This window comes from Paenibacillus sp. 10L310, from assembly GCF_056395745.1.
Window position 1 is genome coordinate 876,751 of record NZ_JBFTKC010000001.1, and the last position, 16,008, is coordinate 892,758.

11 protein-coding genes are annotated in these 16,008 nt (G+C 46.5%); all 11 read left to right on the forward strand.

Annotated elements, in window-relative coordinates; translation table 11 throughout:
• The first annotated feature begins 189 nt into the window (after positions 1–189).
• The 11 genes from AC1DE7_RS04265 to AC1DE7_RS04315 all read left to right on the forward strand — a co-directional run bounded on the left by AC1DE7_RS04265 (position 190) and on the right by AC1DE7_RS04315 (position 15,888).
• Entirely contained in the window at positions 190–1,080 is an 891-nt protein-coding gene (locus AC1DE7_RS04265; protein ID WP_076326911.1) for an ABC transporter permease, read from the forward strand.
• A gap of 29 nt (positions 1,081–1,109) precedes the next feature.
• Entirely contained in the window at positions 1,110–1,988 is an 879-nt protein-coding gene (locus AC1DE7_RS04270) for a carbohydrate ABC transporter permease (protein ID WP_091032085.1), read from the forward strand.
• A gap of 32 nt (positions 1,989–2,020) precedes the next feature.
• Positions 2,021–3,106, forward strand: coding sequence for a glycoside hydrolase family 53 protein (locus tag AC1DE7_RS04275; protein WP_082219046.1), 1,086 nt, complete (start codon positions 2,021–2,023; stop codon positions 3,104–3,106).
• A 93-nt stretch (positions 3,107–3,199) separates the two neighbouring features.
• The gene (locus AC1DE7_RS04280) at positions 3,200–5,272 is read left to right on the forward strand and encodes a beta-galactosidase (protein WP_477533791.1); all 2,073 of its coding nucleotides are present in this window, start codon (positions 3,200–3,202) and stop codon (positions 5,270–5,272) included.
• Positions 5,273–5,479: 207 nt separating this feature from the next.
• Positions 5,480–6,919: an NAD-dependent malic enzyme gene (locus AC1DE7_RS04285; RefSeq protein WP_282321973.1), complete on the forward strand. Its 1,440-nt coding sequence runs from the start codon at positions 5,480–5,482 to the stop codon at positions 6,917–6,919.
• A 52-nt stretch (positions 6,920–6,971) separates the two neighbouring features.
• On the forward strand, positions 6,972–7,643 hold the full coding sequence (locus AC1DE7_RS04290) for an HD domain-containing protein (protein ID WP_477533891.1): 672 nt from the start codon (positions 6,972–6,974) through the stop codon (positions 7,641–7,643).
• Between the two features lie 300 nt (positions 7,644–7,943).
• Positions 7,944–9,011 (forward strand): FUSC family protein, encoded by a 1,068-nt coding sequence (locus AC1DE7_RS04295; protein ID WP_017689291.1) that lies wholly within the window; start codon positions 7,944–7,946, stop codon positions 9,009–9,011.
• Positions 9,012–9,330: 319 nt separating this feature from the next.
• Entirely contained in the window at positions 9,331–9,792 is a 462-nt protein-coding gene (locus tag AC1DE7_RS04300; RefSeq protein WP_164783099.1) for a pyridoxamine 5'-phosphate oxidase family protein, read from the forward strand.
• Positions 9,793–10,036: 244 nt separating this feature from the next.
• Positions 10,037–12,412 (forward strand): RNA polymerase recycling motor HelD, encoded by a 2,376-nt coding sequence (helD, locus tag AC1DE7_RS04305; protein WP_477533792.1) that lies wholly within the window; start codon positions 10,037–10,039, stop codon positions 12,410–12,412.
• 310 nt (positions 12,413–12,722) lie between these two features.
• Entirely contained in the window at positions 12,723–14,582 is a 1,860-nt protein-coding gene (locus tag AC1DE7_RS04310; RefSeq protein WP_477533793.1) for an adenine deaminase, read from the forward strand.
• A gap of 385 nt (positions 14,583–14,967) precedes the next feature.
• The gene (locus AC1DE7_RS04315; RefSeq protein WP_477533794.1) at positions 14,968–15,888 is read left to right on the forward strand and encodes a hypothetical protein; all 921 of its coding nucleotides are present in this window, start codon (positions 14,968–14,970) and stop codon (positions 15,886–15,888) included.
• The last annotated feature ends 120 nt before the right edge of the window (positions 15,889–16,008 follow it).

The following is a 16,008-nucleotide window of genomic DNA, read 5'->3' on the forward strand; positions in this document are numbered from 1 at the left end:
TTTTAACTGCGCACAGACGGTACTCGTCTGTGCGCTTTTTTTTGTTTATTCAAGCTGAGGCAAAGTGGTTGAATTTGTGCCATTTATATTGCTTTTATGTGCTGTTTGGACCCCGTAAAAGGTTGATATAATCGCATTATAAGCCACTCAGGGAGTACTTGAGTAGGAAGAAATACAGGGGGAGCAATCATGAGAACTTTGAAACGCACGTGGCCATTCCACGTTATGCTGTTGCCAGCCATTATCTTTCTGATCATCTTCAGTTATGTGCCTATGGGCGGGATCGTTATGGCATTCCAGAACTACAAGCCATGGCTTGGGATTAGCGGTTCTGAATGGGTTGGACTGGACAACTTTAGATATTTGTTTGAACGTGAAGACAGCTTACAGGTCATCTGGAACACATTGATTATTGCTGTACTTAAACTGATTTTCAATTTATTTGTTCCATTTGTTTTTGCCATTCTTTTGAATGAGGTTCGCAAGATGGCTATACAGCGAACGATTCAAACACTCGTATATTTACCTCACTTCTTGTCCTGGGTCATTCTGGGCGGGATTTTGATAGATCTGTTGTCAACAGGCGGCTTGGTTAACCGGGTTCTGGGAACCTTTGGACTCGGGCCATATTTCTTCCTGGGAGACAACAGTTGGTTCCGATCTACGGTCATTCTGACAGATGTGTGGAAAGAATTTGGCTATAACATGATTGTCTTTCTGGCTGCCCTTGCCGGAATTAATCCAGCGTTGTACGAAGCAGCGGAAATTGACGGAGCAGGACGCTGGAAACAGACACTGCACATTACAATCCCTTCGCTTGTGCCGATGCTGATGGTTGTAGGAACACTGGCGCTTGGTAACGTACTGAATGCCGGATTTGACCAGATATTCAACTTGTATAACCCGCTCGTATATCAAACGGGTGACATCATTGATACATTCGTATATCGTTCCGCAATGCAGAATGGTGAGATGGGCTTTGCAACCGCGATCGGATTATTTAAATCGGTCATTAGTATGATCTTGATTCTTGTATCGTACAGCTTAGCCAAAAAATACGCTGGATATCGCATATTCTAAACGAATGAACAGAGAAAGAAGGGACCACGATGTATCATAAATCATTGCCTTATCGCGTGTTTAATATAGTCAATACCTGCTTTCTGATTTTGATCGCCATTATGTGTATCATACCGATGGTTCATGTACTGGCTGTATCCTTTAGTACAAAGGCAGCTGCCGACGCCAATCTGGTCAATCTCTGGCCCGTAGGATTTTCACTTGAGGCTTACAAAAAAACGATGAACAATCCAATTTTCTTGAACTCACTCTGGATTTCACTTCTACGTACAGTGATTGGTACAGCTATTACCTTGCTGATTACGTTCCTGGCGGCGTATCCGTTGTCCAAAGAGAATAGTGAATTCAAAGGCAGAACGATCTACTCCTGGATTTTTGTATTCAGTATGATTTTCAACGGGGGACTGGTGCCATTCTATATGGTTATCCAGAAGATCGGGTTGATGGATTCCTTCTGGGTACTGGTACTCCCAGGAGCAGTTAACACATTCCTTGTCATTCTGATGCTGAACTTCTTCCGCGGTATTCCAAAAGAGCTGGAAGAAGCGGCGCTGATGGATGGAGCTAATCATTTCAGAACATTGTTCAGTATCTTCCTTCCCATTTCGATGCCGTCCATTGCAACAATTGCATTGTTCAGTATGGTGTTCCACTGGAATTCCTGGTTTGATGGATTGCTCTACATGAATAACGCCAAGGATTACCCACTTGCTACATTTATGCAAACGGTCATTATTGGACGTGATATGAGTAGCATGAGCATGAATCCAAAAGAAATGGAAGCTCTCTCTCAAACTACGGTAAGGGCAGCTCAGATCTTCATCGGAAGTGCACCAATCTTGATTGTGTATCCTTTCCTGCAACGTTTCTTTGTTAAAGGTATGACGTTGGGCTCAGTTAAAGGCTGAGCCTGTACCCCAAATTAATGGAGGTTGATACAGTGAGCAACTTGACGGAAAAGACATTCATTCTGGGAATGGATGTGTCCTTTATGGATGAAATCGAACAGCATGGCGGGAGTTATAGTGATGTGGATGGCAAGGAACAAGACTTGCTGTCCATCCTGAAGATTAATGACGCTAACGCGATACGACTTCGAATCTGGAATGATCCTGTTGGTGGATTCTGCAATCTGGAGCGGACGGTGGAGGTAGCCAAACGGATCAAGGAACAGGGATTGAAATTTTTGCTTGATTTCCATTATTCTGATCGCTGGGCTGATCCAGCCAATCAATGGAAGCCGAAAGCATGGGAGAATCTGTCCTATGAAGAGCTTCAACGTGCGGTATGCATGTATACGGCTGACGTTCTGAGAACGTTGAAGGAACACGATGCGCTTCCGGACATGGTGCAGGTGGGCAACGAGATTACACCAGGCATGTTATGGAATGAGGGACGTGTCGGTGGAGAAGAGCATGATACGGATGAACAGTGGGAGCGTTTTGCAGGCCTTGTGAAGTATGGAATTGCTGCGGTCAAATCCGTTGACGCCGATATTCAGATTATGATACATATTGATCGTGGTGGAGATAACGCCGAGAGCCGCAAGTTTTACGATCGCTTTGAAGCACTGGGTGTGGAGTTTGATATCATTGGTCTCTCGTATTACCCTTGGTGGCATGGAACACTCGATGCGTTACGTGACAATCTTCATGATCTGGCTGAGCGTTATGGCAAACCTATCAATGTAGTTGAAACCGCTTATCCCTGGACGCTGGAGCAGCCGGAAGGCATTGAATGGATTTTGAATCAGGAAGATATGTTGTTACCAGGATACCCTGCAAGTGTAGAGGGACAGACCAAATATCTGAAGGATCTATTGCAGATTATTCGCGAAGTTCCTGGTGGTTTGGGGCACGGATTCTATTATTGGGAACCTGCCTGGATACCAAGTAAAGAAGAATGGTCCGTCGGACATCCGAATAACTGGGGCAACCTCACCATGTTTGATTTTAAAGGTCGCAAGTTGGAATCGTTTACAGCACTTGCTACTGTTGAAGAATCAGATGTCGTGACATACGTGTAATCTAGCGTAAAACGTATCGTTCTGTGAAGTCGTAGTTATCGTTATCGTATATAAACTAAAAAAAACAGTAATTAAAGCAAGGGAGTTGTCCTTATGACATACAAATTTCCACCTGTAAGTTCCAAAGCCCCGCACATGTTGCATGGCGCAGACTATAACCCGGAGCAATGGCTCCGCTATCCTGAAGTTCTGGAAGAAGATATTCGCTTGATGAAGCTTGCCAAGTGTAACGTGATGTCCATTGGTATCTTCTCGTGGGTGTCCCTTGAGCCGGAAGAGGGTGTATACACGTTTGAATGGCTGGATCAGGTTTTGGATCGTTTTGCAGCAAACGGTATCTATGCATTCCTCGCTACACCAAGTGGTGCCAGACCTGCCTGGATGTCCGCGAAGTACCCGGAAGTGCTCCGTGTATCCGAGAAGCGTGTCCGCAATCTGCATGGTTTCCGTCACAACCATTGTTATACTTCCCCGGTATACCGTGAGAAGGTTACTGCGATCAACACAAAACTGGCAGAACGTTATTCGGATCATCCGGCTGTAATCGGCTGGCATATCTCGAACGAGTTCGGCGGAGACTGTCATTGTGATTATTGTCAGGAAGCATTCCGTGGTTGGGTTCAGAAGAAGTATAAAACACTCGATGAACTGAATCATTCGTGGTGGACCACATTCTGGAGCCATACGGTTACAGACTGGAGTCAAGTGGAATCTCCGGCGCCACACGGTGAGACACAGGTACACGCAATGAATCTGGACTGGCGCCGTTTCGTTACGGATCAGACAGCTGATTTTATCGTGCATGAAACGAAACCATTAAAAGCTCAGAATCCTGATCTGCCAGTCACAACCAACCTGATGGAATTCTATGGCGGTCTGAACTATTGGAAGTTCGCTGATATTCTGGATTTCCTCTCTTGGGACAGTTATCCGACTTGGCATGATGCAGATGACGACGCGAAACAGGCATCACGTATCGCGATGATGCATGATATCGTTCGTTCCATCAAAGGCGGTCAGCCGTTCTTGCTGATGGAGAGTACTCCAAGTTCGACGAATTGGCAAGATGTCAGCAAACTGAAAAAACCTGGCATGCATCTGCTCTCTTCTCTCCAGGCTGTGGCACACGGCTCCGATAGTGTTCAGTACTTCCAGTGGAGAAAAAGCCGTGGGTCCAGTGAGAAACTTCATGGTGCGGTGGTAGACCACGTAGGAACGGAACACACTCGAGTGTTCCAAGATGTCACCGACGTAGGAACGGTTCTTGAAGGCATGGAAGCTATTGTAGGAACAGCGGTTCCGGCAGAAGTTGCAATCATATTTGATTGGGAAAACCGCTGGGCCGTTAATGATTCCCAGGGTCCGCGTAATATCGGTGTGAAGTATGAGCAGACGGTGGAAGAGCATTACGAAGCGTTTTGGAAAAAGGGAGTCGCTGTAGACGTTATTGATATGGATGCAGATCTGTCCAAGTATAAGTTGCTGATTGCTCCAATGCTCTATCTGGTACGTGAAGGTGTCGGGGAACGTATTGAGAAGTTTGTAGAACAAGGTGGTACGTTTGTAGCAACTTACTGGTCTGGTATTGTTAACGAAAACGATCTGTGTTTCCTGGGTGGATTCCCAGGCCCGCTGCGTAAGACACTTGGCATCTGGTCCGAGGAAATTGACGGACTGCATGATCGTGATCTGAACGGAATTATCCCTGAGAAGGGCAATGAGCTTCAGCTCAATACAGCGTATGATGCAATTGAACTGTGTGATCTGATTCATCTCGAAGGCGCGAAGTCCCTGGCTACGTACCGTTCTGACTTCTATGCCGGACGTCCGGCATTGACGGTTAACCAGTTGGGTTCAGGAAAAGCATATTACGTAGCGACACGTCTGAAAGCACCATTCTATGATGATTTCTATGCGAAGCTTATCGCTGACCTGAACATTGAGCGTGGACTTGAAACCGAGCTGCCTGCTGGAACAACGGCACATACGCGTACAGATGGTACAGCAGATTATGTGTTTGTACAGAACTACACGCCAGATGAGAAGCTGGTTAAACTAGATGGACAGTCCTATACCGATCTGCTCAGTGGTGATGCTGTGGAAGCAAGTCTCAGCTTGAAGCCATATGACATTTGTGTTCTGCGCAGACCGGCTGCTCGAAAATAATATAGGTTCATCCTTACTTTATAAACGGAGTTAGGATAGACAAAGAGTGCCCTGAACGCCTGCATTGGTGTTCAGGGCATCTTTTTTAATTTATGCATTTGGCTGTTGAACCACTTTTTCTGGACAAGATAAAGGATAAACGTGTCCGCGTAGCGAAGACAAACACGTAACATGTAACTCAAGACTTTCAGTCTGGGAGGAATGGAAATGAATCAAAGAAATCTGGATGGTAACAGCATTATTATTCGACTGGAAATGACAACTAAGGATATCAAGTTTGGCGAAGTGGCTTCGGTCATCTCGGAAGCTGGGGGAGACATCATTGCCATCGACGTGATTTCCACCAATCAGGATGTAAGCGTGCGCGACTTGACGGTCGCAGTTACAGATGCACAAGATAACAGTAAAATTATAGAAGGGGTGCGCCAGCTTAAAGGTGTATCCATTATTAATGTATCGGATCGGACGTTCCTGCTTCATCTGGGCGGTAAGATCGAAGTAACACCAAAGACCCCGATTCAAAACCGGGAAGATCTGTCACGTGTGTACACTCCGGATGTGGCTCGTGTGTGTTCAGCCATTTCAGAAGAACCCGGCAAAGCCTTCTCATTGACAATTAAACGGAATACAGTAGCCGTCGTATCTGATGGCAGTGCGGTACTTGGACTGGGCAACATTGGTCCTCGTGCAGCGATGCCTGTCATGGAAGGTAAAGCGATGTTATTCAAACAGTTTGCTGGTGTGGATGCTTTCCCAATCTGCCTGGACACACAGGATACCGAGGAAATCATACGTACTGTGAAAGCGATATCACCTGGTTTTGGCGGCATTAATCTGGAGGATATCTCGTCACCGCGTTGTTTCGAAATTGAACGTCGTCTGAATGAGGAATTGGACATTCCTGTATTTCATGATGACCAGCATGGCACAGCGGTTGTGTTATATGCTGGTCTGATCAATGCGCTCAAACTGGTGGGCAAGTCCATTGAAGATGTGAAGATTGTGGTCTGTGGCATCGGTGCAGCAGGTGTAGCATGCAGCAATATATTATTGTCCGCGGGAGCCAGCCGGCTTATAGGTGTCGATCGTGAGGGTGCAATTGTACGGACACAAACCTATGAGAATGAAGTCTGGAGTGATTATGCAGCTCGTACTAATCCCGAACTGGAGACTGGTTCGCTGCGTGATGTCATTCGTGGAGCCGATGTGTTCATTGGCCTATCCCGCGGGAATCTGTTAACTCGCGAAGATGTACAGACCATGGCAGAAGATCCAATCGTGTTTGCAATGGCAAACCCGGTGCCTGAGATTATGCCTGCCTTGGTGGAAGACATTGTGGCTGTAATGGCAACAGGACGATCCGATTATCCGAATCAGATTAACAATGTGTTATGTTTCCCGGGCATCTTCAGGGCAGTTTTGGATTGCCGAGCCACCGAAATTAATGAAGAAATGAAGCTGGCAGCCGCTCAAGCGATTGCTTCGGCCATTACGGACGAAGAGCGTACACGTTATTACATTATTCCGAGTGTGTTCAATGATAAAGTAGTCAAATCGATGCGCAGTCGCGTAATTGAAGCAGCTGTTAAGACGGGTGTAGCTCGACGTATTCCTCGTGAACAGGCCCGTGAAGGCGGGGAATCGTAAGATGTCAGAGAACCCTCTTCAACCTGGTGGGAATCTGCAAGAATTAGGGCACATGCATAATATAGATGGAATAACGGCAGGAGAGGCTGTTCTGCGCGCCGCCCGATCCTTTGTTCAAGGGGACTCATCCAAGCATAGTGATGGTCATGACTGGCCTCACATTGAACGGGTAACCTCACTTGCGGTTGAACTCGCTCACCGTATGGGTGCAGATCCATTTGTCTGCGAACTGGCTGCATTATTACATGATGTACCGGATGAGAAGCTGAATGAGAGCTTGGAAGCCGGGATGGCCAAACTGAATGACTGGCTGGATACCCAGCCTCTTGACCCGGAAATACGTAATAAGGTTGTGGGTATTATTAGCACCATCTCATACGCGGGAGGACAGCGTGCTGCAGTCAGCTCGCTTGAAGCACAGGTTGTACAGGATGCGGATCGACTGGATGCATTGGGTGCGATTGGGATCGCGCGAACCTTTGCCTTTTCAGGCGCCAGAGGGCGCGAGATGTACGATCCTTCCCTTCCCCCACGGGAGCAGATGACCCGTGAGGAATATCGCAATGGGCGCAGCACAACGATAAATCACTTTTACGAGAAGTTGTTCAAGCTCAAGGATCTGATGAATACCTCCTATGGCAAGGAGCTGGCGGAACAGCGTCATGATTATATGGTGCAGTTTGTGGACCAGTTCAAAAGGGAATGGGAGGGCACGGACCGTTAGGCAGGCATAATAAGCATGAGCATTCCACAGAGGTATCATAAGTAACAGAGGCGAATCTTTGAAGTGGTGAAAATCCATTTTGAAGATTTGCTTCTTTTTGGGTTAATAATGTGTATTAACATACATAAAGGAATCAATTTCATAATACCTCTGACTTATGACATGGCAACGGAAGACCTTACATGGTACAATAAATCGTTCTCCTGAATGAATTCAGGCAAAAAAAGAAATATGGGGTAATAATGAACATGATTATCAAATGTAAAATTTCAGGTTCGGTAAAGAGGAGGGGTCATCACCATGTCGTTTGGTGCGCGTGTACTTAAGACGGGAATCGCGGTCACGCTTGCCTTGTACCTAAGCAGCCTGTTCTTGAACCCGCAATCTCCCGTGCCTGCCGCAATCGCGGCTATATTCGCCATGCAGCCTTCCATCTATCGTTCCTGGAAATACTTCCTGGATCAATTGCAAACGACCACGCTGGGAGCTATTGTCGCCCTGGTGGGGGGCATGGTGTTGTCCAATGAGCCAATCGCCGTTGGATTAATTATTGTACTTGTCATCATGATCTGTCTTAAATTGAATATGGGTGAGACGGTTGGCCTGACACTGGTCACGGTTGTATCCATTATGGAAGCCTCGGGTGACTGGCATTTTGCACTCAATCGTTTTCTGTTGACACTGGTTGGTATTGTATCGGCGTTTCTCATCAACATTACGGTATTTCCTCCGAAACCGAAGGTTCAGTTCGTGAAGCAGATCCATAGTGTATTCAGCGGTATGTCGTTGCTTCTGCGAACTTCGATCTCGGATGAGATCAAGGAAGTTGTATTCCGGGAGGAGAAAAGCAACCTGGGCGGTTCCATTAAGTCTTTGTCCGACAAGTATAACTTGTTCGAAGAGGAACAGAAAAAGATGAAACGTTCGAAATTCAGCGAAACTCGTCAGATGGTGGTCTACAAACAAATGCTGCTGAGTTTGCAAAAAGGGTACGAGGTGCTGGATTCGGTGGAACGCCACTATTTCCAGGCACCGCGGACAACGGCCATGGATCAGTTTTTTGACTCACATCTTGAACTGGTTATCAAATTCCATGAGCATGCACTGCTCAAGTTCGAGGATAAGCTGAAGCCTAATGGGGAAGAGGCCGCACAGTTTGTATTGGATAATGACCGTTTCATGGAGCAGGCGATCACCCAGTTTGATATCGACAAGGAAGGGATGTTACGATTGTCCATCGTGGCTGCTGCCATTTATGATTATGGATATCAACTGGAACGTTTGAATCGACTTGCCGAACATGTGCATAGCGCCAGTGAAGACAAAGAATCACAGGACAAAATTTTGAATTGGCTTAAGTGGCCTTAAGTACGAGTTCAAAAAGGCTGGTTTTCAGTACCGAGAAGATGGAATGAAGATAGAAATGGAGTAGCGGAGCGTAGGAAAAACTACGTGAGCAACGGACATTTCGGCTGAATTTCATATTCGATGCTGATGATGCCGTTAGGCATCCTTCGTAATCAAAAGCGGACTTTTTGAACAACCTCTCTAAGTGCGAATTGCGCACCTGCTTGGCGATCATATACAATGTAGTTACAACATAGCCCGGACAATCGTGTCCGGGTTGTTTTGTCATACATAGGGCTGAAGGGCATGAATGAATATTAACGAACTGAGGGATAGAGACATGATTATAGAGGAATTAGACGCTGAACTAATGGAATGGTTGAGTGGGACAAATCTGGAGCATAAACAGCATGAAGCCATGCAACTGCTAACTGTATCTGAGGATCAGTGGCCGCATCAGGCGATGATTAGTATGGGGGAAGTGATTGCGATAAATCCGCATCAGCTTAGACTGGCTCTATGGCAAGGTACACAGACCAGTATGAACATGAGCAAAACAGGCAAGGCTACCTTGATTGCGGTTCAAGGACATCGATTGTTGCATATCCGTATAGAAGTAGAACGGTTACCTGAGATTAGGGGGGCTGTTCATCCGAGAGATCGTTTTGAAGCACAAGTCCTTCAGGTACGTGTGGATCACGCGCCATATGCGGAGATCACTTCAGGAATAACCTTTCAATTAGCAGATGAACTTGGAGCAATTACACGTTGGAAAGAGACGATTGAAGAATTACGAAAATAGCCAGGAGTAGCTAAGTCAGTTGAGGACCCGGTGGTTGGGTAATAATGAAGAAGAAAACAACAAAAAACGCCTCCGCTTGCATCGGGACGTTGTCACTGGTACAATAAAAAATGGTTTTCAGAAAATTAGAACTAATTAACATATAATTAAAATGTTTACTTTCTAATAATTATACCATTGCCTTTTCGGGCTTGTCAAATGGGATTTTGAGGACACAATCCGGGGAAAGAGGGGCTATTAACATATGAGTACAGATCAGCAATGGAATGTGGAACAACAACGGGTCAACACCGTGACCGATCAGATTGAACGCAAGATCTCAACGCTGGAAGATGAAGTTGGTTCCTTCCGTGACGAAGTGGTTGGCATGAGAAAAGACTTCTGGGACGAAGTCACGATGAACTTTAGCGAAGCGGATGATGTCGGGGAGACTTCAACCAGCATGCGGCAGCAGTCACAGGTATTGTCCGATCGGGAGCGCAGCCATCTCAATACAGCAGCTGCGTTGGATAAAATGAAACGACTGCATCATTCACCGTATTTTGGACGCATTGATTTTAAAGAAGATGGATATCCAAATGCAGAACGCATTTATCTCGGCATTGCATCGTTGCTGGATGAGAAGGAAGAATCTTTTCTGGTCTACGACTGGCGTGCGCCAATCTCCAACCTGTATTATGACGGAGCACCGGGTCCAATCACGTATCATACACCCAGTGGGGAGATCAGCGGTGATATAGAGATGAAGCGACAGTTTGTCATTCGGGATGGTCGTATCCGGTTTATGTTTGACACAGGGGTCACGATTGGTGATGAGTTGTTGCAGGCCGTGCTCAGTCGAACTTCGGATGCACAGATGAAGAGTATTGTAGCGACCATTCAGAAGGAGCAAAACCGGATTATCCGTAATGACCGGACACGTATGCTCATTGTGCAAGGCGCAGCCGGCAGTGGCAAAACATCAGCGGCGCTCCAGCGTGTGGCATATCTTCTCTATAAATACCGCGAGCATCTGCAAGCAGATCAGATGGTTCTTTTTTCACCAAATCCAATGTTCAACAGTTATGTCTCCACGGTACTGCCTGAGCTTGGGGAGGAAAACATGTTGCAAACGACCTTCCAGGAGTATCTGGAGCGCCGTTTGGGTCGTGAATATCAACTGGAAGATCCGTTTATTCAGCTTGAATATGTACTTACGGGGACGGAAGATCCCGATTACGATGTTCGCATGTCCAGCATTCGCTTCAAGTCGTCCGAAACGTTCCTCAAGGTGATTACACGTTATAAGGAAAGTATGTTGTCAGGTGGTATGAAATTCAAGCCGGTTCGCTTCCAGGGCCGAGCGATTGTCACGTCAGAGGCTATGGCTGAGAAATTCTACAGTTTTGAGTCATCCGTTAAGCTGGTGAGTCGACTGGAGCTGTTACGGGACTGGATGCTGAAAGAACTGTCTGCCTTTGGTAAAGGTGAACTGGATGCGCCTTGGGTTGATCAGCAGCTTGATCTGATGGAGCCGGAGGATCTGCAACGTGCGTATCAACGGTTGAAGCGCAAGCAAAAAGGAAAGACCCATACGTTTAATGACTTCGAGCAGGAAAGATGGATTCTGGCACGTATGGTGGTCAGTGACCGACTCAAACCGTTGCGAAAATGGATTAAGTCCTTACGATTCGTTGATATAAGACAATTATATGCACATCTATTCAACGATCAGGCTCAGATGGAGCGATTGCTGGGTGATGAAGCGCTGCCTGCTCAATGGGATGAAATCTGTAAGATGACTTTACGCAGATTGAAGCTTCAGGAGTTGGCATATGAAGATATTACGCCATACTTGTACTTGCGTGAGCTTATGCTTGGATTCCATATTAACTCGAATATTCGTCATGTCATTATTGATGAAGCCCAGGATTATTCTGCGTTTCAGTTGGCATTTATGAAGAGATTGTTCCCACGGGCGAAAATAACAGCACTTGGTGACTTTAATCAGGCAATCTATGCCCACTCTTCAGTACTTAGTGGAACAGGACCTTTGACTAACCTGTACGGACCAGACAACACGGAAGTCATTGAGCTGACCAGAAGTTATCGATCTACCCGGGAGATCGTGGAGTTTACACGTGGCATGGTGCCTGGTGGGGAAGAGATTATTCCATTTAACCGCAGCGGTGAGAAACCTAAAGTGATCGTTTCTTCTGATTCAGAGCGTCATATGAATGTCATCACGACAGACCTCAAGCACTTGATTAAGGAAGGGTACGAATCGGTTGCAGTTATCTGCAAAACCGCCGAAGAGAGCAGAGACGTACATGCTGCATTGAGTAAGGCGCTGCCCACAGCACCGAAGTTAATCAAAAAAACGACGCTGGCTTTTGAGCAGGGTGTTCATGTCATCCCAGCGTATCTGGCCAAAGGAGTGGAATTCGATGCAGTCCTGATCTATGACGGCTCTGCGGAGCAGTATGCTCAGGAGCATGAACGCAAGTTGTTCTATACGGCTTGCACACGAGCGATGCATCTGCTGCACGTTTACTGCGTGGGCACACTTAGTCCGTTCATTACCGCCCAGTCGGAAGAAAAGTATGATCTTGGCAAGGTGTCTGCTGCGCAAGTGGACTGACATAACACTTCATATGCATGAAGAAGGCTTCCGTTCAATGGAACGGGAGTTTTTCTGTATATGATACATATATCGGGAAGAAGCTAGTTTAGCGAGGGAATTATACGTGATGAGGTTACAGCCATATAGGTGATCGTATTGATAAAAATACCTAACGTGAATTCGTAAGGATTGGGTCCCGTGGATAAAAATGACTTGATAATTTGTATTCAAGGACAATGGATGTGATTTTTCTTTACACATGAAGTCCGGACTCATATAATCGTAACAATATATTTTTTTTGGATCGTTTATTAAAGGAGGCAACAAAATGAACAAATCATCTTTTGAACGGCCACTTATGGCCGATTGTGTACCGGATCTGGTCGCTACAGCACGGGGAGATTTGCCAGCGACTTTGGTCATTCGGGGAGGTACGCTGGTAAACGTGATATCGGGTGAGATTTTACCTGAGATGTCCATAGCTGTACAGGGAGCTCGAATCGCTTATGTCGGTAAAGATGTAAGCCACACTATCGGAGAACATACGCGGATTATTGAAGCAAACGGTAAGTATATCGCTCCTGGTCTGCTGGATGGACACTGCCATATCGAAAGTACACAGATGAAAGTAACCGAGTTTGCGAGAGCGGTATTGCCTTCAGGCACGACCGGAGGTTTCTTTGACCCTCATGAGATCTCTAACGTGCTTGGTCTCAAAGGTCTGAGACTGATGCTGGATGAAGCGCGGACCACACCGATGGCAGCTTATATGCAGGTGGCTTCCTGTGTGCCTTCCACGCATCCAGGATTGGAGACAACAGGTGCTTATATCGGGCCTGAAGAGGTAGCTGAGGCTCTTTCCTGGGGTCCGGACATGATTGGTCTTGGTGAAGTGATGAACTTCCCTGGAGTGGTCTATGGGGATGAGACGATGATCGGTGAGATACAGGCAACGCTCCGGGCAGGTAAAGTGGCAGACGGTCATTTCACCTGGGCTGCAGATGACTGGCGTCTGCCAGCCTACGCAGCGAGTGGTGTTACAGGGGATCATGAATGTGTGACCAAGGAAGATGTGGTTGAACGTCTGCGACTCGGGATGTACGCGAAGATGCGCCAAGGTTCAGCATGGCATGATGTGGCTGAGACAATCAAAGCCTGCACTGAGCTTGGACTGGATACACGCCGGATGATGCTGGTGACCGATGACCGAAGCTCTGAATCCTTGCTCAAAGAAGGACATATGGATTTTGTTGTTCGTCTCGCAATCTCCCAAGGGGTGAAGCCGGTTACGGCTTTTCAGATGGCAACCATTAACACGGCTGAGCGCTTTGGTGTTGCGCGCGACATTGGTGCGATTATTCCGGGCAATATAGCTGATATTATTCTGCTGGACGGCCGGTTGGCGGATGTACGTGTGGGCATGACGATTGCTGCCGGGCAAGTTGTAGCTGAGAACGGGAAAATGACGGCGGTCTGGGACAGTTTCACGTACCCGGAGGAAGCGCTGAACACGGTGAAGTTAGAAGCTAATATTCAGCCAGTAGATTTGGAGTTGGCTGCACCGATTCAAGAGGGGATCATTGGTGCCAAAATCATTCATGTGACAGAGAACCATGTGGATACAAAGGAGAAACACCTGCCTGTTACCGTAGAGAACGGCAAGGTTGTGGTTTCAACTTCAGGGGAAGTATGCAAAATTGCGGTATTGGAGCGTCACAAACAAACCGGGAATCGAGCGGTAGCGCTTGTTGGAGGCATCGGCTTCACATCACCTGCAGCAATTGCGATGACAGTTGCTCATGATAGTCACAACCTGTTGATTATCGGTAATGATGATGCATTAATGGCTGAAGCCGGCAATCGCGTCATTCGTATGCAGGGCGGGGTGGCCGTGGTAACGGCAGCAGGGGTAACCGAATTCCCGCTACGGATTGCAGGTTTGATGTCAACCGAATCTTTTGAAGTCGTTGCAGCCCAATCGGCAGCAGTCAGTGAAGCTTTACAGTCCGCAGGATGTACGTTGAATAATGCGTTCATGACGCTTTCGTTGCTCGCGCTGGTTGTGATTCCAGAATTACGTTTGTCCGACAAGGGGCTTGTGCGGATCTCGGCAGAAGGTATTGAACTGGTGTCTCTTTTCGATGAAGTGGTTGACAATACACCGGTAGCTCCATCGGGTAATGAATGAACGGAAATGTCGACTAGACATCATTAAATAGGGTTCCATATAAAGCCGCCTTAGGGCGGTTTTTTGGTGTATTTTGAGAGAAAACGCTTTCTAGGTCTTCTGGAGCTTGGTGTACATATGGCAATAATGACTGAAGTCATGCTGGAATAAGGATTGAATTTGAAAATAATAAATAATTGTGACTTTTGAACTATACATACAGAACTACGAATTCCCGAAATATAGTTATATGATTCTTTCGTCGTAAGTCTTAAAGATGATATTGCATATAAAAGCAATCCAAATTCGTCGTACCTAATAAGTATCCATTAAATGAATATGAAACGACACAATTTCATCCAGATTTGCACGTCAGAGCTGATAACTTCAGAGGGAGTGTACAAATATGAAAAGCAAAAGGGGTTACCGTTTTATCTTATTACTGAGTTGTTTGATCTTGTGTGCGAGTACAGCCTGTTCTTCGAAAGCCATAGCGGATGGTTCAGTCGACAGTTATGCAACGATTCATGGAGAACTTGATGTGCCAGTGAGAGCGACTTGGGTATGGGATACCACCCAGATCCGAAGTAATCCTCAAGAGGTGTTAAATTACGCTACAGCGAACAAGATCAATACGATCTATCTGCAGATGAACCGGGATATAAAGATTCCTGAGTATAAAAGTTTTATCCGCCAGGCCAGAGCCAAGAACATTGCGGTTGACGTTATGGATGGAAGATCAGCGTGGGGATTGACGGAAAGTCGGGAACAGATTGCATCTTTCCTGGACTGGATCGAGGCATATCAGGCGCAGGCGTTGCCTAATGAGAAGTTTGCTGGTATTCATCTGGATATTGAGCCACATGTGCATCCGCAATGGAAAATCAATCAGGCCAGTGTAATTACCCAGTGGCAAGGCAATGTGGAGTACATTGTTGAGCGAGCATCACGGATGAAAATGCCGGTAGCGGCTGATCTGCCTTTCTGGCTCGATAACTACAAAATTCCGGGTTCCACGATGGCCGTAAGCAGTTGGATGATTCGCAAGTTTGATTCCATCACCATTATGGCTTACCGCGATACAGCTGCTGCAATCTATAGTGTAGCGAAGGATGAACTTGCAGAAGCAACTCTGCTTGGCAAGACGATCTCAATCGCCGTGGAAACAAAGCAAAGCAAGGAAGGTGACTTCATTACTTTTTATGAAGAGGGATCTGCTTATATGGAAACACAATTAAAATTGGTCGAAAAAATGGCTTCAGTACATGCGTCCTTTAACGGTTTCTCCGTACATGAGTACACTTCATGGAAGACACTGAAAAAGTGAGGCCAATATTAAGCTTCAAAGCGTAAGGCTGATAGCAGCGAGTGAGATGAGTTCTACCTGAGCCAGTGTGGCTCAGATCAGAGCGTTATCTTATTCATTGGCTGGAAAGTTGATAAAGAA

Bases quoted from the DNA above. Each gene is read 5' to 3' on its own strand.
- AC1DE7_RS04265 (WP_076326911.1), top strand. From the start codon at position 190: ATGAGAACTTTGAAACGCACGTGGCCATTCCACGTTATGCTGTTGCCA.
- AC1DE7_RS04270 (WP_091032085.1), top strand. From the start codon at position 1,110: ATGTATCATAAATCATTGCCTTATCGCGTGTTTAATATAGTCAATACC.
- AC1DE7_RS04280 (WP_477533791.1), top strand. From the start codon at position 3,200: ATGACATACAAATTTCCACCTGTAAGTTCCAAAGCCCCGCACATGTTG.
- AC1DE7_RS04285 (WP_282321973.1), top strand. From the start codon at position 5,480: ATGAATCAAAGAAATCTGGATGGTAACAGCATTATTATTCGACTGGAA.
- AC1DE7_RS04290 (WP_477533891.1), top strand. From the start codon at position 6,972: ATGCATAATATAGATGGAATAACGGCAGGAGAGGCTGTTCTGCGCGCC.
- AC1DE7_RS04295 (WP_017689291.1), top strand. From the start codon at position 7,944: ATGTCGTTTGGTGCGCGTGTACTTAAGACGGGAATCGCGGTCACGCTT.
- AC1DE7_RS04300 (WP_164783099.1), top strand. From the start codon at position 9,331: ATGATTATAGAGGAATTAGACGCTGAACTAATGGAATGGTTGAGTGGG.
- helD (WP_477533792.1), top strand. From the start codon at position 10,037: ATGAGTACAGATCAGCAATGGAATGTGGAACAACAACGGGTCAACACC.
- AC1DE7_RS04310 (WP_477533793.1), top strand. From the start codon at position 12,723: ATGAACAAATCATCTTTTGAACGGCCACTTATGGCCGATTGTGTACCG.
- AC1DE7_RS04315 (WP_477533794.1), top strand. From the start codon at position 14,968: ATGAAAAGCAAAAGGGGTTACCGTTTTATCTTATTACTGAGTTGTTTG.